The sequence below is a fragment of the Kineosporia mesophila genome (assembly GCF_021129235.1).
Lineage (GTDB): Bacteria > Actinomycetota > Actinomycetes > Actinomycetales > Kineosporiaceae > Kineosporia > Kineosporia mesophila.
In genome coordinates this window covers 97,055-115,576 of the sequence record NZ_JAJOMA010000011.1, presented here as the reverse complement: position 1 = coordinate 115,576, position 18,522 = coordinate 97,055, and the positions used below count along the sequence as shown (strand labels likewise).

Sequence of the window (18,522 nt, the reverse complement as noted above, 5' to 3'; positions counted from 1 at the left end):
ACTCTAACGAGGGCCGCAGGCCGTCACCCGCGGTGGAGGCCGCGACGGGAAAGTCGTACCGTCGCGGACCTCACATCCGGGGGCTCAGGCGCGTTTACTCAGCATGGGCCGGTCACACAATGCTCCGCAGCGAGCGCAGCACCACCGACAGCGCGGCCACGTCGGCCGTCGGCAGCCGCTCCACGTCCTCCAGCGTCGTGCGGACCCGGGTCACCCGCTCCGAGTTCGCCGCCTCGAACTCGGAGATCCGGTCAGCCGGCTCTCCCGGGCCCGTCTTCGTGAGCACGGCAACGGTCAGCGACTCCAGCGCTGCGTACAGGTCGGCCCGCAGCGAGGCCCGCGCCTGCAGTTTCCAGCGGTCGCTACGGGTCAGCCCAGAGATTCGGCGCAGGAGCCCCTGGCCGCCGTAGCGCTCCGACAGCGTCAGATAGACCCGTGCCACCTCCGCCGGGTCAGCGTCCAGTCGGCTGGCGATCTGGGTGATGTCGAGCAGCATGTAGCGGGTCAGCAGGCCCGCTGCCTGCCGGGCCAGCGGCTCCGGCACGCCCCGCCGCTTCCACTCCTCGATCTCCGCCGCCAGCACCGTGCGCTGTTCGGGGGCGACGAGCTCGGGGATCTGCGGTGCCAGTTCGGAGATCGCCGGGCCGAACCGGGCCACCTGCTCGGCGATGTCGATCGTGCCGGGCACGGCCTGAATGAACCAGCGCACCGCACGGTCCAGCAACCGGCGGAAGCCCAGGTACAACGCGGCCTGGTCGTTGGTGGAGAGCAGACCGTCGAGGGCCTCCACGCTCTGGGCGAAGCTCTCGAAGCCGAAGATCTCCCGGGCCACGATGTAGGCGCGGGCGATCTGCTCGGGCTCGGCGCCGGTCTCCTCCTGGCAGCGGTGGGCGAACGTGATGCCACCCCGGTTGACCATGTCGTTGACCAGGCAGGTGGTGACGATCTGACGGCGCAGCGGATGCGCGGCCAGGGCATCGCCGTAGGCCTTGCCGATCTGCGGCGGGAAATAGCCCGTCAGCACCCGGTCCAGCCAGGGGTCGTCCGGCAGCTCCGTGTCGACGATGTCGTCGGTCAGGGTGAGCTTGGCGTAGGCCACGAGCACGGAGAACTCGGGCGAGGTCAGGCCCAGCTCGGCGGACTTCCGCTCGGCGATCGTCGTGTCGTCCGGCAGGTACTCCAGGGCACGGTCCAGGGCACCGCGGGCCTCCAGCGCCTGGATGAATCGCTGGTGCACCGGCAGCATGCCGCGGGACTGCTGACGAGCGTTGCCGAGCAGCACGTTCTGCTCGTAGTTGTCCCGCAGAACCAGCCGGGCCACGTCGTCGGTCATCGAGGCCAGCAGGTCGGTGCGCTCACCGGCGTCCAGACGACCGGCGGTGACCAGTGCGTCCAGAAGGATCTTGATATTGACCTCGTGGTCGGAGCAGTCCACCCCGGCCGAGTTGTCGATGGCGTCGGTGTTGACCCGTACCCCGCAGAGCGCGGCCTCCACGCGCCCGAGCTGGGTCAGGCCGAGGTTGCCGCCCTCCCCCACGACCCGGGCCCGCAGATCGCGGCCGTTCAGCCGGATCGCGTCGTTGGCCTTGTCCCCCGCGTCGCCGTGGCTCTCACTGGAGGCCTTGACGTAGGTACCGATGCCGCCGTTCCAGAGCAGATCGACCGGTGCGCCGAGGATGATCTTCATCAGTTCGTTCGGGGGCATCGCGGTGCGCGATGTCGGGATGCCCAGACGCTGAGCGACCTCGGGCGAGATCGGGATCGACTTGGCGCTGCGCGGGTGAACACCGCCGCCTTTGCTGATCAGGGCGGTGTCGTAGTCGGCCCAGCTCGAGCGGGGCAGGCGGAACATCCGCGCGCGCTCGTCGTACGACGTCTGCGGGTCCGGATCAGGGTCGAGGAAGATGTGCCGGTGGTCGAAGGCGGCCACGAGCTGCAGAGCCTTCGACAGCAACATCCCGTTGCCGAACACGTCGCCGCTCATGTCACCGACGCCGACCGCGGTGGTGCGCATCGTGGCAACGTCGTGGCCGAGCTCGCGGAAGTGCCGGTCGACGCTCTCCCAGGCGCCCCGGGCTGTGATGCCCATGACCTTGTGGTCGTAACCGACCGAGCCGCCCGAGGCGAACGCGTCCCCGAGCCAGAAGCCGTAGCCGGCAGCCACCTCGTTGGCCAGGTCAGAGAACGCGGCCGTGCCCTTGTCCGCCGCGACGACCAGGTAACTGTCGTCGCCGTCGTGCCGGAAAACCCGGGGCGGGGGCACGATCTGCTGGATGCTGTCCTCCATCACCCGGTTGTCGGTGACATCGAGCAACGAGCCGATGAAGCTGCGGTAGCAGGCGATGCCCTCGGCCAGCCAGGCATCACGGTCGACCACCGGGTCCGGCAGTTGCTTGGCGACGAAACCGCCCTTGGCGCCGGTCGGCACGATCACGGCGTTCTTCACCATCTGGGCCTTCACCAGGCCGAGGATCTCGGTGCGGAAGTCCTCACGGCGGTCGCTCCAGCGCAGACCACCTCGGGCCACGGCGCCGAACCGCAGGTGCACGCCCTCGACCCACGGCGAGTAGACGAAGATCTCGTGGGCGGGCCGTGGTGCGGGAAGGTCCGGCACCTCGTGCGGGTCCAGCTTGAAGGCCAGCGCCCGGCGGATGCCGGTCGCGGGCTCGACGTCGTCCTCGAGCAGGTACCGGTTGGTGCGGGTGGTTGCCTGCACCAGCGCCAGGAACGACCGCAGAATCCGGTCCTGGTCGAGGCTCGAGACGTTGTCGAGAGCCGTGGAGATCCGGGACACCAGGTCGTCGATGGCTGTGGCCCGGCCCCCGGAATCCGTCCCGTCGACGAACCGGTCCGGGTCGAAGCGAGTCTCGAACAGCTCGACCAGCATCACGGCGATCTCGGAGTTGGCGACCAGGCAGTCCCCGATGTAATCCTGCCCGAAGGTGGAGCCGGTCTGGCGCAGATAGCGGGCGTAGCCGCGCAACACCGAGACCTGTCGCCAGTCCAGGCCCGCGGTCAGGACGAGCCGCTCGAAGCCGTCGCTCTCCGCCTCGCCCCACCAGGCCGATTCGAAGGCCTCGCAGAACAGCCGGTGCAGACGCTCATACGTGGGTGCGCCGGACGTCAAGGGCCGACGGGTGCCCCGCAGGCCGAAGTCGTAGATGTAACCCTTGCGGCCGGAGGCCGAGCTGAAGGCATACGGGCGCTCGTCCACCACCTCGACGCCGAGGTTGCTGAGATAGGGCAACACCGCCGACAGGGACAGCGGCTCGCGGCGGTACAGCACGAACCGGTGCTCCCCGGGGGCAGCGCCCGCCAGCTCGTACAGCTTCACGCCAAGAACGGCGGAGCGTCCCTGGGCCGAATCCATAGAGTCCAGGCGGCAGAGGTCCTCAACGGCAGTACGGGGATCGACGTCTACGCGATAGGCCTGGCCGATGCCGGCCCCCCACTCCCGCACCAGACGAGCTCCAGCGGTGTCACCGACCTCCTGGGCGGCGGCCTCGGCGAAGTCGTCGTCCCAACTACGCGTCAGCTGCACCAGCTGCTGCTCGAGTGCGTCCAGGTCGAGATCGGGTACCGCGGCACCGGCCTCCACCCGCACCACGAAGTGCAGCCGGGCGAGCACCGATTCGGTGACACGCGCGGTGTAGTCCGCCGTCCGCGCGCCGATCGCCTCCCGCAGCACCCGTTCGATGCCCAGCCGCACCGAGGTGACGTACCGGTCACGAGGCAGGAACACGAGGCAGGAGACGTACCGGCCGTAGTCCTCCACCCGCAGGAAGAGCCGGGTACGGCGCCGTTCCTGCAACTGCATCACGGTCATCGTGACCCAGGCGAGCATATCGGCGTCGATCTCGAACAGTTCGTCGCGAGGATAGACCTGGAGAATCTCCAGCAGGTCCTTGCCAGAGTGACTGTCCGGGGTGAACCCGCCGGCGGCCAGCACCGCCTCGGCCTTGCGGCTGATGACCGGCACGTCCCGAACGTCGGCCGTGTACGCGGTGGACGCGTACAGGCCGAGGAAGCGACGTTCCCCGGTCACCCGGCCCTGCGCGTCAAACACCTTCACGCCGATGTAGTCGAGGTACCCGGCCCGGTGCACGGTGGAGCGCGAGTTGGCCTTGGTCAGAACGAGCAGCGACTGCTCCCGTGCCTTCACCCGGGCCTTGGGGGTCAGACGCCCGGCGGTACGCGGAAGCTGATCGTGGCGCAGCACTCCCAGACCGGTCCCGGTACGGGCGATCAGAAGGTCCTCACCGTCCCGCTCGACCAGGTCGTACTCGCGGTAACCGATGAAGGTGAAGTGACCGGCGGCCAGCCAGCGCAGGAGTTCGGCCCCCTCCTCCATCTCGGCCCGCGCCGGGCCGGTGGGCGGAACCTGGAGCAGTTCGCCGGCGATCCGATCGGCGGTGGCTCGCATCTTGGGCCAGTCCTCGACCGCCACCCGGACATCGTCGAGCACCCGGCGCAGACCACGCTCCATGGCGGCAACCCGCTCAGGATCGGTCTCGCGACCCACCTCGACGTGGATCCACGACTCGGCGTGGGCGTCACGTGGCAAGGACTGCCCACTGGCACCGGCTGCGCGGGACGCTGCCAGATGCGGTTCCATCCGGAGGACCTCGAGCATCGAACCGGTGATGTCACGGCGCACGACGAACTGCGGGTGGATCGTCATCTGGAGCTCACAGCCCAGACGGGCGAGCTCGGCGTTCACCGAGTCGACAAGGAACGGCATGTCCTCGACGACGATCTCGATGACGGTGTGCCCGCACGACCACCCGTCGGTCTCGGTCGTCGGCGTGAGCACCCGCACCTGGGCCTTGCCCTGGGGCCGGTCAGCCGCCAGCTGACGGTGCGAGAAGGCCAGCCCGGCCAGGTCGAGAGAGGTGCGCTCGCGCAGATCGTCAAGGGCGACGTTGCGGTAGTACCGGTGCAGGAACTCGCCCGGGTCCGGCAGTGGCTCACCCGGTGGCTCATGGGAGATCAGCTCCCGGCCGGCCTCCTGGGCGCCTGCGAGAAGCGCCTGCCTGTCCCCTTCTATTGTCGGCAGCGTCGTAGCTCCACCCGACATCACGCGGCACCCCAGAACTGTGAGAGAGAACCCTGTGCGCGGGAGCCACACTGTCAGCGCGACTCCCGGACCGTGACCCTACCCTTGCCTCCGACGGCGACCAGCCGACAACGCGGTCCGCTCGTCTCCGGAGTGTTGTCGATTCGATCTGGCCATCTTCTGTATGAGCCGAAAGGGTGTCATCCGTGCGCGTGACCGCTGACATGCACTATCCAGCTGACCCGGGCAGCGTTTTCACGATGCTCACCGATCAGGCCTTCCAGGAACGGAAGACCGGCCAAATTTCCAAGGGCCCGTGGGACGTCCGGGTGCATCGGGAAGGCGACTCGGCCGTGATCGTGAGCCGGCGCACGCTGCCGCCCGACGTGATCCCGGAGGCGTTCCGGGGAATGGTCGGTTCCAGCATCACCGTCACCCAGACCGAGAAGTGGGGTCCGGCCGGGCCTGACGGTATCCGCAACGGCAGCATCGACGTGGAGATCGGCGGGGCTCCGGTGCGACTCACAGGTCAGCTCACCCTGGGCCCGACGGCCGACGGCGGTTGCACCGAGCGCGTCGAGGGCGATCTCAAGGCCAAGGTGCCCCTGTTCGGGGGAAAGATCGAGAAGGCCGCGGAGCCGGCGGTGCGGGCTGCCATCGACGCTGAGGGACGCATCGGCCTGGCCTGGTTGGCGGAGCATCCCTGACGAACCGAGGACGGTGGCGCCGGGACTGGCGCTGACCCGGCACCACCGTCCACCGCACGGTTGTCAGTCGGAGATCAGGTCGTCGATCTCGCTGATGTCGTACCAGAGCAGGTCGCAGGCGCCGGCTTCCTCTACGACGAACATGGCGTCCTCGTCGCCGCCGTCGGCCGCGGTCAGGGCCGCGATCCCGGCGAGGATGATGTCTTCCGCTTCGGACTCGTCGATGTGCAGGCTGACGACGTCGGCCAGCGGTACCTCGACCTCGAGCGTCACCGAGGAACGGTAAGGACCCCCAGGTCGCACGGCCGTCGGTGGCACGTCGAGGGCCAGCACGACGCGTCGCGGCCTGGCCGGGTCTTCGGCAAGCATCCGCAGCGAGGCCTCGGCGGCCTCGGTCAGGGCGGCGAACTCCAGGCTCTCGACGTCGTCGTCGGTGTACCACTCACGGATCGCGGCAGTCACGGCGTGCGCGGGAAGCGGAGCGCTGTCGGCCGCATCCGGGTTGAGCACACCACGCTTCGCCGTCTCCGCCAGCACGGCCAGCGTGGTCGGGACGTACACCCTCGTCATCGCTTCACTTTCGTCTCACTCGTCCAGATCGCCCAGGTCGGCGGAGCCGTCAGGGCCGGGACCCAGAACCGTAACCGGTGACGCCGCTCAGCGTAGATCGAGACCGAACAGGATCTCGAGTTCGTCGACCGTCTCCTGGTACGCGGTGAAGTGAACCCCGACCATGCCGACCCGGGCCGCACCGACGACGTTCGGGCGCAGGTCGTCGACGAACACGCACTGCTCCGGCTCCAGGTCCAGGAGCCGCGCAGTGTGCCGGAAGATCTCCGGCTCGGGTTTGCGCATACCGACGCGCCCCGAGATCACCACCTGGTCGAACGCACCGATCCAGAGGTGCTCGGGATAGTGCTCACCCCACGAGTTCGAGAGCAGCGCCGTTCGCAGTCCGGCTGCCCGCGCCCGCCGCAGCAGGCCGACCATGTCTTCGGACAGCACCTGCAACCCTTCGAGCATGCGGGCCAGGATCCCGTCGGCAACGATGGGTCTCCCCTGCTGACGGAACCGCTCCGCGAGCACTTGCTCGAACTCGGCCGGGCCGATTTCCCCCCGCTCCAGCGAGTGGATAGGGGACTTCTCCTCCCGGACCAGTTCCACCATGACCGCGCCGTACGTCTCCATGTCGATGCCCTCGGCACCCACCCAGCGAGTGATCGCCTCGTCCAGGGGAGCTGTCAGTACCCCGCCCCAGTCGACGATCAGGCCGCGCAGTTCGGTGCTCATCCCGGCATCGTAGGAGCCCGGCTCACGCGCTGCGTCGTCCCCACCGGGCCCGGCGGCGCGGACGGCTGGAGGCCCCCGGGCCGTACTGCTCGATCAAGGACGCCGCGAGTGCCTCGAACGGACGGCAGGCCGGTGACGTGGGTGCCTGCTCCGTGAGCGAACGCCCCAGCAACATAGCGGCATCCAGCGCGGGACGGTCATCGGGAATCAGCAGGGGTTCGCGCACCCCGGCATAGCGGCGCAGCGCATCGGTGATCATCTGTTCGGGGTGATGACCGACCGCCCCGTCGCGGACCCGGGTCACGATCACGCGGATCGACGCGGTACCGGCCAGGTCGGTCACCTCCGGCACACCGGCGATGAGCCGTTGCAGTCCCAGCGGCTCGGCGCTGCCGACGGCAAGCACCACGTCGGCCGCGGAGATCGCCGAGAGTGTGGCGGCGTTGCGACGGGGAGCGGTGGTGTCGAACATCAGTTCCTCGTCTGCCTCCAGACCGAAACCCGCGTCCACCACGGTCCATCCAGCCAGTGACCGGGCCTTGTCCCAGACCACGTCGAGGGCGGACGCGCGCAGCTCGGGCCAGCGCCGGGATTGCGGCAGTCCGGTCAGCACCCGCAGGCCGGACTCCAGTGGTGGAGCAAGTTCGGCCAGCTTCGGCAGGTCGAGCGTGCCCTGGTTCGCGGCCCGGGCTGCCGCTGCGATGCCCGCCGTCTCGTCGAGCAGCCCCAGGGACTGGGCGATACCGGCACCGTGGGTGTCAGCGTCGACGAGCAGGGTCTCCTGCCCCGCGAGCGCGAGATGCGACGCGAGAGTGAGCGCGACGGTGGTGCGGCCCGGGGCGCCGGTCGGCCCCCAGACCGTGACGATCCGGCCCGGTGGTGACGACAGAAGGACCGGCGCCTCCAGGGAGGACAGCCCGGGTGGGCCGGGTAGTGCCGCACTCGGGTCGCCGAACGCCGAATTTCCGAGAAGGGGTTGCTGGCCGACAAGTTCAGCCACCGCTGCCGCCACTGCGGCGGCAATGTCCTCCACCGGGGCGTCGGCGGCCAGGACCGGATCGACGCCGAGCCGGGCCAGTCGCTCGGCCGCCGCCCGGTCGCCCGGTGCGGCGAGACCGACAACGGCCAGCCCGGCCAGCCGCAGCCGAGTGACGGCGTCGCGGTCCAGGCGCTGGAGTTCGGCCGAGAGCACCACGGCCCTCGCCAGGCCGGCACCCGCGGCGGAGAGGAGGTCGAGGACGTCGACGCAGCGCCGCACCACGGTGACGCCCGCGGACGACCGTTCGAGCCCGGAGACCAGCGGGGCCTCCCGGTCACCGACGACGGCGGTGAGAACGGTGAGGGTCACGAGCGGGTGACCGGGCGGGGCGTACCGAGCACCGGAAGGATGCTGAGCCGGGCCTCACCGGACACCGCCTCCAGGACGTCGGTCAGCTTCTGCTCGGGCACGAGCACCTGCAGCGAACCGGACCGGCTCGAGTTCAGGCCGGTTCCCGGCCCGGTGACCGCGAACACCTCGACATCGGAGGCGATCTGGCGAGGCACCTGGTACCCGGCGCGCCCCTCCTCACGCGGGAGGGCCGCCCAGATGTCGGCCCTCCCGCCGGCCGCGAGCCCACCCGGCGGGGGGCCGTCGAACGGGATGACGACCGGCCGCACCGACAGGCTGGCGGCGGATCCGATCGCGGCCATCGGAATCAGCTCACCGTCGCCGACCGTGCGGATGATCACGGCGCCCGCAGGCAGAGGACTGTCGGCGTCGAGATAACCGGCCCCGGTGCCGTCCACCCGGACCCGGACCACGCGCAGTACCTCCGCGGTCAGCGCCGTCCCGGGTGGCAGCGCACCCCGCGCGGCATAGACCGCACGGGTCTGCCCGGCCTCGGCCATCAACCGGGCCCCGGCCGCGATCGAACCGAACAGCAGCACCAGCCCGACGATGAGCCGCGGATCGCGCCAGCCCGGCCGCCTCAGCCTCGCCGCGGGCGCCGTCTTCGTCGACACCAGCTCGGACACCACCATGTCGCCCCCTTCGATCTCCCCCTGGAAACCAGCCACAGGAACTCCATCAACATCGGAGAGCAACTGATTGGTTACTGTGTGCCGTTCATCGTGGCAGAAAGCTGGACAATCGGACGTCCGATTCGGGCAAGCTGTGGATAAGACCGGCTTCGTGGTGGCCTGTGGACAACTCATCGGGGACAGCTCGGCGACATGACAGACTGTCCGCACAGCCGGCCTGTTCCGAAGGTCGGTCGCGACCGCCGCAGGAGGGCTGCGTGACTCCCCGCTTCCTGGAACTCGCCGATGTCGCCGAGGAGCTCAGCATCTCCGTGCGACAGGCCTACACACTGGTGCGCTCCGGCGAGCTGCCGGCGATTCAGGTCGGTGGCCGCGGCCAGTGGCGCGTCGAGACGTCGGTCCTGGAGGAGTACATCCAGGGTAAGTACGCCGAGACCCGCGAGATGGTGCGCAACCGACCGGCCTCCGAGACCGACTGACCGGCGCCGCCCACCCGCACGGGTAGGGCAGGTCGGCGGACCAGCCCTACCGCGTCCGGATCGCTGCCATCGCCTGGAACGGCACGGTCCTCACCTGTCGCACCTCGCCCACACGGCGGGCCACGTCGGACGGGTGCACGGCGAGGTCCAGATGATCGGAACCGACCCGGTCAATCGTGCCGTCGAGACGACCCGTCGGCCAGAAATCAATGCCCACCCCGGCCCGGTCCCGGGACAGGCCACGCAGCACCGTTCCCAGCCGTAGCCTGCACCCCACCTTTCCTTCTTCCGGCAGCGATTGCCGGGAGAGGCCGCCCGCGGACACCACAGCATCGACGGGCACCAGCAGACCGGTCCGGTCGGACAGCAGCACCCAGTCCCGCCCGACCTCGAGAACCGTTCCCCGCCGGTTGCTTCCGTCGCGTAGGTCGAGAGCGATGACACCTCCCAGATGCGCCCGCAACCGATCGGTGAAGGTGACCCGATCGCGTTCACCACGCACCAGATCGACGAGGTCCGCCTCGGCCTCCGCCCGCTCCTGCTCGTCGAACCGGGCCTCAAGGTCGTCGAAGAGCTCGTCCCAGCGCATCTTTCGACGCTACCCGGCGGCCGGCGTCCGGGGACGGGAAAACGGATTTTCCGGACCCGCTGGACTCTCGTATCGGTTCTGGGTGACACTCATCGTCATCAAACGACATCAAAAGTCGTTCCGAGTCATTGCGCGTACAGATGGTCGACCACGGGGGTCTTCATGTCGCAGACGTATCTTTCGGTATCCAATCCGCCGTCCCGCGGGGCTGCGCTCCTCCTCTCCGCCCTGGTGCTGGTCACCGGCCTGACCCTGCAGCTGGGCCGCCTGACGCTCGGCGCGTGGGCCGGGCTCACCGCACCCGGGCCCGCCACGCCGGACCAGGCCTTCGGCCTCATCGCGAGCGCCGCCGGAACGGCCCTGACGGCCTGGCTTCTGTCGGCGCTGGCGGTGAGCACCGTGGCAGCGGCTGCTTCGCGATCCCGCATGGCCGTTCCGGCTGCCCGCACAGCACGGCGCATCGCACCCGCCGCCGTGCGGAATGCGGTCGCTGCCCTGCTCGGGGTGGCGCTGATAGCAACGCCGACGGTGGCGCAGGCCGCGACCTACCGCCCCATGCTGGCGGCCACGGCCGGTGCGGCAGCTAGCGAAACCGGCGCGAACGGCTCTGTCGCAGGAATTATCGAGCCACTTCCCGGTGCCCGCGCAGCCGGACCGGCCACCGCTGACGCTAAGGCCGGCACCACACTGGCGCTCGTCCGATCGGACCGAACGTCCGCTGGAACCACAGCCGTCACTTCGACCACGCACGAGGCAGCAGACCCGGAATCACCCAGAGAGAAGCTCTTGGAGATGCTTTCACCCGGGTGGACTCCAGAACGCCCACGCCCCACAGCCGCCTCAGGGTCTCGGGCCAAGATCGGCGTCCTCACCTCCACCCCGAGGCGGGCGGTGCGTGAACCGAAGGGCCACCACGTGGTCGTGAAACGGGGCGACACCCTGTGGTCGATCGCGGCGCAGCACCTCGGCCCCGGCGCGAGTGACGTGGCCATCGCCCACGAGTGGCCTCGGTGGTACCAGGTGAACCGGCATCTCATCGGTGCCGACCCGCACAAGCTGCTGCCCGGCGAGCGCCTGCGGTCACCCGATCTGCTCAGCCGACCAGCGAAACCGGAACAACGGACGCACGCCGAGCCATCGGGTCAGTCTCCGACCCAGCAGCAGAACCAGCCGAAGGAGGCCGGTCGATGACGCCGCCGAAGGGTTCAGTCGTCAAGGACAACCGACCCCGAAAAGCCAATGCCGACATCAAAGCCGGCACCGATGCTCTGGAGCACGGCGACGGAGAACCCCGGACGACCCGGAGGCCGAAGACCACGCGACCGAAGATGGTGGCGTCCACGCCTCCGACGCTCCGGTGCACGCCGATCCCGCGCAACGAACCGCGGCCCGCGGTCAGAGTTCACCCGTATGAGACCTGGCGCGACGTATCTCCGGCCCAGGGCACGCTCACCTTGGTCATGCCGTCATCCGAGCCGGATGCGCCATCCTCCGTGGCCGGCTCCTCAGACGTCGACCTGGCAGAGACCCGGCGGCCCGAAGCCGAGGCTTCATCAGCCAGGGCCCCGGCGAGCGAGGCGGCGACCACCCGGCAACCGGCAGCCGGGCTTCCGGCGGCGAGGTCGGGGCCGACCCCGGCCGTACTGCCGGGCAGCTCCGGACTCCTTCCCGAACCGCGTCCGTGGGCAGCAGCTTTCATCCAGGCGGCGATGGAGGTGACGTCCGGGCTGAGGCCTCCGACCCAGCTGATCCGCTGGACCACCCCGGAGGTGCACGGAACGCTCGTCCGCCGGGGAACCCTCACGGCCCGGGCCCTGCGCAACGGCAACGGGAAGGGCACGAAGCCGCGGCTGCGAGCGCTGCGGGTCTGCGTCCCCAGGACCGGGGTGTGCGAAGTGAGCGCCGTCATTGCGGAGCCGGAACGGGTGCGGGCCGTGGCTTTCCGGATGGAAGGACTTCACGGGCGCTGGCGTGTGACGGAATTCGAGATGCAGGGCCGCTACGAGAACTAGGCAGACACCGGAGGGCACCACAACCGTCGCCTCGTATGGACGGACGGGCCGCTCCCGGCGCCATGAGGAAGCCCCAGCCTTCCGCGGACACGACGGGGATGTCACGTCGGCAAGGAAGATCCGCCTAGGGTTTTCAGGCCTGTGAACCCAGGGGTCCCGGGTCAGAGGGCCACGGGCCACGGGCCACGGGCCACGGGCCACGGGCCACGGGCCACGGGCGAGATGAACCTTTCGACAAGGCTGTTCGCGGACATCGGCCGGCAGAACGGCCGCGGCCCGCCACCGGAGAGTACCGGTGGCGGGCCGCACGTGGTTCTGGAGCAGACCGGGCCTTGTTCAATTGGCCGTGGTCAGGAGCGAGGTCGGGCGACCGTGCCCAACCTTCAGCCGTCAGGGACGAAAACCCTGACGGCCCTGGATCAGCGGCGGCCCTTCTTACGCGACGCGCGACGCGACGCCCGGTTGACCGGGGCGCCGTCCTCGTCCACCGGGGTGACCGTGCCGTTGTTGTTCTCCTGGTGCACCTCGACGCCACCACCGACGTCTTCGCTGGGGGCGCTGTACTGGAGCTGCGCGGGACGCTGCTGACCGGCGACCAGACCCTTGGCGACGAGCACCGGGGCGTCCTGGCTGAGGCTGGCCTCCTCGGCGGGCTGCACCTCGACCTCGACATGGAAGAGGTAGGCGATGGACTCTTCCTTGATGCCCTCGGTCATGGCCTGGAAGAGCAGATAGCCCTCGCGCTGGTACTCGACCAGCGGGTCACGCTGGGCCATGGCCCGCAGGTGGATGCCCTCCTGCAGGTAGTCCATCTCGTACAGGTGCTCGCGCCACTTACGGTCGAGCACGGAGAGCACGACGCGACGCTCGAGCTCGCGCAGGGTGTCTTCGCCGAGCTCTTCCTCACGCTTCTCGTAGGCCAGCCGCGCGTCGGCGGTGAGCTCCGCGATCAGCATGTCCTGCGTGATGGAGCCCCGGTCGCCGGCCTCCTCGATAACGTCTTCGAGGGAGATGGTGGCCGGGTAGAGGCGTTTCATCTCGGTGAAGAGCTGCTCGAGGTCCCAGTCGTCGGCGAAGCCCTCAGCGGTGGCGGCCTGGATGTAGCTCTTCAGCACGTCGTCGACGAAGTGCCCGATCTGCTCGTGCAGGTCGGCACCCTCGAGCACCCGGCGGCGCTCGGCGTAGATGACCTCACGCTGACGGTTGAGCACGTCGTCGTACTTGAGCACGTTCTTGCGGATCTCGAAGTTGCGACCCTCGACCTGGCTCTGCGCGCTCTGGATGGCGCGGGTGACCATGCGCGACTCGATCGGGACGTCGTCCGGAACCTTGGCCGCGGTGAGGAACGACTCGACCATGCCGGAGTTGAACATGCGCATCAGGTCGTCCTGCAGCGAGAGGTAGAACCGGCTCTCGCCCGGGTCACCCTGACGGCCGGAACGACCCCGCAGCTGGTTGTCGATACGCCGCGACTCGTGCCGCTCGGTGCCCAGCACGTAGAGGCCACCGAGGTCGATGACCTCCTCGTGCTCGTCCTTCGTCGACTGCTTGGCTGCCTCGAGGGCAGCCGGCCAGGCTTCCTCGTAGGCCTCGGGGGTCTCGACCGGGTCGAGCCCCCGCGCCTTCAGCGTCGCCACCGCGGTGAACTCGGCGTTGCCGCCGAGCATGATGTCGGTACCCCGGCCCGCCATGTTCGTGGCCACCGTGACCGCGTTCTTGCGGCCGGCCTGGGCCACGATCGCGGCCTCCCGCTCGTGCTGCTTGGCGTTCAGCACCTCGTGGGTGACCTCGGCCTTGCGCAGCAGCTCGGAGAGGTGCTCGCTCTTCTCCACGCTGGTGGTGCCGACGAGCACGGGCTGACCGGTGGCGTGCTTCTCCGCGATGTCCTCGACGACCGCGTCGAACTTCGCCTCTTCGGTCTTGTAGATCAGGTCGGACTGGTCTTTCCGCTGCATCGAGCGGTTGGTCGGGATGCTGACCACACCCAGCTTGTAGATCGACATCAGCTCGGCCGCCTCGGTCTGGGCGGTACCGGTCATCCCGGAGAGCTTGTCGTACATGCGGAAGTAGTTCTGCAGGGTGATCGTGGCGAGCGTCTGGTTCTCGCTCTTGATCTCCACGCCCTCCTTGGCCTCGATGGCCTGGTGCAGACCCTCGTTGTAGCGACGACCGGCGAGGATACGACCGGTGTGCTCGTCGACGATCATCACCTCGCCGTTCGTGACGACGTACTCCTTGTCGCGCTTGAACAGCTCCTTCACCTTCACGGCGTTGTTCAGGTAGCCGATCAGGGGGGTGTTGACGCTCTCGTAGAGGTTGTCGATGCCGAGGTGGTCCTCGATCTTCTCGATACCGCTCTCGAGCACACCCACGGTGCGCTTCTTCTCGTCGACCTCGTAGTCGTCGTCGCGCTTGAGCACCTTGGCCAGCTTGGCGAACTCGACGTACCACTTGGTGGGCTGGTCGGCCGGGCCGGAGATGATCAGCGGCGTACGCGCCTCGTCGATCAGGATGGAGTCGACCTCGTCGACGACGGCGAAGGAGTGGCCGCGCTGCACCAGGTCCTCGCCGTTCCACGCCATGTTGTCGCGCAGGAAGTCGAAGCCGAACTCGTTGTTCGTGCCGTAGGTGATGTCGCACGCGTACGACTCACGACGCTGCGCCGGTGTCATCTGCGACAGGATGTTGCCCACCGAGAGACCGAGGAACCGGTAGACGCGGCCCATCAGGTCGGACTGGTACTCGGCCAGGTAGTCGTTGACCGTCACCACGTGCACCCCGCCGCCCGACAGGGCGTTCAGGTAGGCCGGCGCGGTGGCGACGAGGGTCTTGCCCTCACCGGTCTTCATCTCCGCGATGTTGCCGGAGTGCAGTGCCGCACCACCGACGAGCTGCACGTCGAAGTGCCGCTGGCCGAGGGTACGCTTCGCGGCCTCGCGCACGGTGGCGAAGGCCTCGGGCAGCAACGCGTCGAGGCTCTCGCCATCGGCGAAGCGTGCCTTGAACCGCTCGGTTTCTTCCCGCAGCTCGGTGTCGCTGAGCCGGACGAAGTCATCCTCGAGCGCGTTGACCTGTGCAGCCTGGTTCTGCAGCCGCTTCAGGGTGCGGCCTTCACCGGCTCGCAGCAGCTTCTCGACGATCTTCACCACGGGGCGCTCTCCCAGATCCTTCAACCGTGCTTTTGTCCGACGACGCGACCTGTGATCACGCTGCCGCTTCTAGGCATGACGAACGGCGGTACCGTGCCGTGCCCTCCATCGTAGACAGGCTTGGGGGCCAAACGTGTTTGCTCCACCCTCCTTCATCGGTCAGGCTCGCTGGTGTGTCGGGTGAGTGGTCGTCCTCCAGCAGCCTTGTGCCCCAGCTCACCGACGGTTTGGTGACGCTGCGCGAGCTTCGTGAAACAGATGTCGACACCATCGTCGCGTACTGCAACGACCCGGCCATGGAGCGCTGGACCACGGTGCCGTGGCCCTATCGGCGCGAACATGCCCTCGAGTACGTCGCCGCCGGGCGACGGTCGTGGGCCGAGGGGTCCCGCTTCGACTTCGGCATCGAGTACGAGGGCCGGCTGGTGGGTGCGGTCGACCTGCGCCGGCCGGTCCTGCCCGCGCTGGCCGAGGTCGGTTTCGCCCTGGCCCCACAGGCCCGGGGGCGCGGTCTCATGACCCGGGTGCTGCGCCTGGTGCTGCCCTGGGGCGCCCGTCAGGGCATCCAGGTGGTGCAGTGGCGGGCCAACGCCGGCAACTGGGCCAGCCGGCGGGCCGCCTGGTCGGTGGGCTTCGCCGTGGAAGGTCCGCTACCCGGTCTGCTGGAGCACCGGGGCGCGATCGTCGACGGCTGGCTGGGATCGATGCGCGTGACCCCGGACACGGTCTTCGCGCCGGCCCACCCCTGGTTCGACCCGGTGACGATCACCGGGCGCTCGGTGAAGCTGCGCGCGGCCCGCGAGAGCGACGTCCCCCGCTTCGTGCAGGGACACGCCGACCCGGCGAACAAGCGCTGGATCCCGGGCATCGAGGAGACCTACACCGAGACCGACGCCCGCGCCCACCTGGAACGGGACGCCGAGAGCGCCGCCGCCGGGCGGGTGCTGTCCTGGGTGGTCGCCGACCCGGAGCTGGACGTGATGCTCGGTGAGGTCCTGGTCTTCGTGCAGAGCCTGCGCGACGGGCAGGGCGAGATCGGCTACTGGATGCATCCCGAGGGCCGGGGCCGGGGCCTCGCGACCGAGGCGGCGTTCCTGGCCGCGCGGCACGCCCTGCTCCCGGTCGAGGAGGGCGGTCTGGGCTGGAACAACCTGGGCCTGCGGGCGAGCGCCGACAACCTGGCCTCGCAACGGGTCGCCGAGCGGGCCGGGTTCCGGCGGGTCGGCGTCGAGCGCAACATCCATCAGCCGCCCTCGGGCGGTGCCCGCACCGGCCTGATGAAGTACGACATGGTGCCCGCCGACCTGACCACGCTCCAGTACCCGGCATGAGCCGGCCCCGCCGCCAGCCGGAGTCAGCCCTGGCGGACGGCTATCGCCTGCGTCCCTGGAGCACCTCCGACGCCCCGATGATCCAGATGGCCATGCGCGACGTGCTGGTACGGCAGTACGCGTCCCAGCTCCTCGACGAACGCGACGCCGCGCTCGGGGCCGTCCACACCTGGAACGGCCAGTGGCACGACGGGGCGGGTGCGGCCTGGGCGATCACCGAGCCGGGCGGGGAAGCCGTCGGGCAGGTGCGCTTCGGGCTGCTCGACGAGGAACTCGGCACCGGCTCGGTGGGGTACTGGCTGATGCCCGAGGCGCGGGGCCGGGGCCTGGCGACCCAGGCCCTCACGCGCTCGAGCACCGTGGTCTTCGCCCGGCTGGGCTGGCACCGCATCGAGCTCTACCACGCGGTCGAGAACTCCCGTTCCTGCGGCGTGGCCCGGCGCGGCGGCTACCCGATGGAGGGCGTCATGCGTGAGGCCATGCGCTACCCCGTCGACGGCCGGCTCTCCGACGAGCACCTGCACGCGCGGCTCACCTCCGACGAACAGCAGAACCAGAATTGAGGACGAGGCACCTCACCTGAGGGGGCCGTCACCGACGGGTCCTCACCGCCGGAACACCTGGGCCAGCGCCGGGCCGAGATCACCCTTCGGCTCGGCGACCACGTCGTCCAGCTCCAGCCACCGGGCCATCAGCCGCAGCTCGTCGGTCAGTTCCCCGAGCACGGCCGGCGCCGGCACACCCGGCTCGGAGTAGGCCGCCTTCACCAGCAGCCGCCCTCCCCCGCCGGGCGCCCGGTCGGCCTTCAGGTCGACCCGGCCCACCAGCTGCTCACCGAGCAGGAAAGGCAGCACGTAGTAGCCGAACTCGCGCTTGGCGGCCGGGGTGTAGATCTCCAGCCGCAGGCGGAAGTCCCAGAGCACCTCCGTGCGCGGACGTTCCCAGACCAGGGAGTCGAACGGGCTCAGCAGGGCCCGGGCGGTGATCCGGCGCGGTACCCGGGCCCCCGGGTGCAGGTAGGCCTGGCGCCCCCAGCCGTCGACGGTCACCGGCAGCAGCTCACCGGCCTCGACCAGGTCACGGACGGCGGCCTGGGACTGCGCCGGCTTCAGCCGGAAGTAGTCGCGCAGGCAGCGTTCGGTCGCGACCCCCATAGCCCGGGAAGCGATCCGTACCAGCTCCCGCCGGGCGTCTTCGGGGTCCGGGTCGGCAGCCGCGGTAACGGCTTGCGGCAGCACCCGGCCGGGCAGGGCGTAGCGGCGCTCGAACTGCTGGGTGCGACCGGCGGAGGTGATCCGCCCGGCCCAGAACTGGAACTCGATGGCGCGTTTGACGTCGCTCCAGTTCCATCCCCATTCGCCGGTACGTTCGCGCGGCGTGCCGTCGCCCACGATCTTCTCGGCGGCGGCCGCGGTCAGCGGCCCGTGCCGGTCGATCACCTCGAGCACCTGGTCCAGCAGCTCGGCGCGGTCGCGGGCGATGCGCTGCATACCGCCCCAGGCCTCGTGCGCGGCACGGTCCATGCGCCAGCGCAGTAGCCGGTGGGTCTCCGGCGCGATGAACGAGGCCTCGTGAGCCCAGTACTCCACCATCCGCCGCGGCGCGGTGTTCGCGGCCTTCTCCAGCAGCGGGCGCGGGTAATCGCCGAGGCGGCTGAAGACGGGCAGGTAGTGGCTGCGGGACAGCACGTTCACCGAGTCGATCTGCAGCACGCCGACGGTGTCGATCACCTTCTGGACGTGCCGCGCGCTGATCGGCCCGCTAGGTCGCTCCACCCCGAAACCCTGTGCCGCCAGGGCAATACGGCGAGCCTGGGGCAGACTCAGCCGTTCCCGGGAGGTTCTTCTCCCGGGAACGGCCGGGTTCGGTACAGGGGTCTCAGGGGCA

At 69.5% G+C, this 18,522-nt stretch carries 14 protein-coding genes; 6 read left to right on the top strand and 8 right to left on the bottom strand.

Annotated elements, in window-relative coordinates:
• Positions 1-112: 112 nt before the first annotated feature.
• Positions 113-5,077, bottom strand: a complete 4,965-nt coding sequence (locus LR393_RS17075; RefSeq protein WP_231484932.1) for an NAD-glutamate dehydrogenase — start codon at positions 5,075-5,077, stop codon at positions 113-115.
• A gap of 185 nt (positions 5,078-5,262) precedes the next feature.
• Here LR393_RS17075 and LR393_RS17070 point away from each other — a divergent pair, with 185 nt between their 5' ends.
• Entirely contained in the window at positions 5,263-5,763 is a 501-nt protein-coding gene (locus LR393_RS17070) for a DUF2505 domain-containing protein (protein WP_231484931.1), read from the top strand.
• Positions 5,764-5,826: 63 nt separating this feature from the next.
• Here LR393_RS17070 and LR393_RS17065 read toward each other — a convergent pair whose 3' ends face one another.
• The 4 genes from LR393_RS17065 to LR393_RS17050 all read right to left on the bottom strand — a co-directional run bounded on the left by LR393_RS17065 (position 5,827) and on the right by LR393_RS17050 (position 9,111).
• Positions 5,827-6,333, bottom strand: a complete 507-nt coding sequence (locus LR393_RS17065) for a DUF6912 family protein (RefSeq protein WP_231484930.1) — start codon at positions 6,331-6,333, stop codon at positions 5,827-5,829.
• A gap of 87 nt (positions 6,334-6,420) precedes the next feature.
• The gene (locus LR393_RS17060; protein ID WP_231484929.1) at positions 6,421-7,053 is read right to left on the bottom strand and encodes an HAD family hydrolase; all 633 of its coding nucleotides are present in this window, start codon (positions 7,051-7,053) and stop codon (positions 6,421-6,423) included.
• A 22-nt stretch (positions 7,054-7,075) separates the two neighbouring features.
• The gene (locus LR393_RS17055) at positions 7,076-8,401 is read right to left on the bottom strand and encodes a nucleotide-binding protein (RefSeq protein WP_231484928.1); all 1,326 of its coding nucleotides are present in this window, start codon (positions 8,399-8,401) and stop codon (positions 7,076-7,078) included.
• Positions 8,398-9,111, bottom strand: coding sequence for a hypothetical protein (locus LR393_RS17050; protein WP_231484927.1), 714 nt, complete (start codon positions 9,109-9,111; stop codon positions 8,398-8,400). The genes LR393_RS17055 and LR393_RS17050 overlap by 4 nt, the downstream gene beginning before the upstream one ends.
• Before the next feature lie 221 nt (positions 9,112-9,332).
• Here LR393_RS17050 and LR393_RS17045 point away from each other — a divergent pair, with 221 nt between their 5' ends.
• Positions 9,333-9,554, top strand: a complete 222-nt coding sequence (locus LR393_RS17045) for a helix-turn-helix domain-containing protein (protein WP_231484926.1) — start codon at positions 9,333-9,335, stop codon at positions 9,552-9,554.
• A gap of 46 nt (positions 9,555-9,600) precedes the next feature.
• On the opposite strand, the gene LR393_RS17040 is transcribed toward LR393_RS17045, so the two are convergent.
• A complete protein-coding gene (locus tag LR393_RS17040) occupies positions 9,601-10,143 on the bottom strand; it encodes a hypothetical protein (RefSeq protein WP_231484925.1) in 543 nt (180 codons plus the stop codon).
• A gap of 162 nt (positions 10,144-10,305) precedes the next feature.
• Between LR393_RS17040 and LR393_RS17035 the strand changes: the two genes are divergently transcribed.
• Together LR393_RS17035 and LR393_RS17030 are read left to right on the top strand one after the other, a co-directional pair.
• Positions 10,306-11,334, top strand: a complete 1,029-nt coding sequence (locus tag LR393_RS17035; RefSeq protein WP_231484924.1) for a LysM peptidoglycan-binding domain-containing protein — start codon at positions 10,306-10,308, stop codon at positions 11,332-11,334.
• A complete protein-coding gene (locus LR393_RS17030) occupies positions 11,331-12,155 on the top strand; it encodes an Rv3235 family protein (RefSeq protein WP_331282955.1) in 825 nt (274 codons plus the stop codon). Before LR393_RS17035 ends, LR393_RS17030 begins: the two co-directional genes overlap by 4 nt.
• A 419-nt stretch (positions 12,156-12,574) precedes the next feature.
• On the opposite strand, the gene secA is transcribed toward LR393_RS17030, so the two are convergent.
• Positions 12,575-15,304 (bottom strand): preprotein translocase subunit SecA, encoded by a 2,730-nt coding sequence (gene secA, locus LR393_RS17025; protein ID WP_345718574.1) that lies wholly within the window; start codon positions 15,302-15,304, stop codon positions 12,575-12,577.
• A 173-nt stretch (positions 15,305-15,477) separates the two neighbouring features.
• On the opposite strand from secA, the gene LR393_RS17020 reads away from it, so the two are divergent.
• Together LR393_RS17020 and LR393_RS17015 are read left to right on the top strand one after the other, a co-directional pair.
• The gene (locus LR393_RS17020; RefSeq protein WP_231484922.1) at positions 15,478-16,635 is read left to right on the top strand and encodes a GNAT family N-acetyltransferase; all 1,158 of its coding nucleotides are present in this window, start codon (positions 15,478-15,480) and stop codon (positions 16,633-16,635) included.
• Positions 16,632-17,198 (top strand): GNAT family N-acetyltransferase, encoded by a 567-nt coding sequence (locus tag LR393_RS17015; RefSeq protein ID WP_231484921.1) that lies wholly within the window; start codon positions 16,632-16,634, stop codon positions 17,196-17,198. Before LR393_RS17020 ends, LR393_RS17015 begins: the two co-directional genes overlap by 4 nt.
• 42 nt (positions 17,199-17,240) lie before the next feature.
• Here the strand turns inward: LR393_RS17015 and LR393_RS17010 are convergent, their stop codons facing one another.
• Positions 17,241-18,461 carry a winged helix-turn-helix domain-containing protein gene (locus tag LR393_RS17010; RefSeq protein WP_407937327.1) on the bottom strand — a complete coding sequence of 407 codons (1,221 nt, stop codon included), beginning with the start codon at positions 18,459-18,461 and terminating at the stop codon, positions 17,241-17,243.
• Positions 18,462-18,522 lie beyond the last annotated feature (61 nt).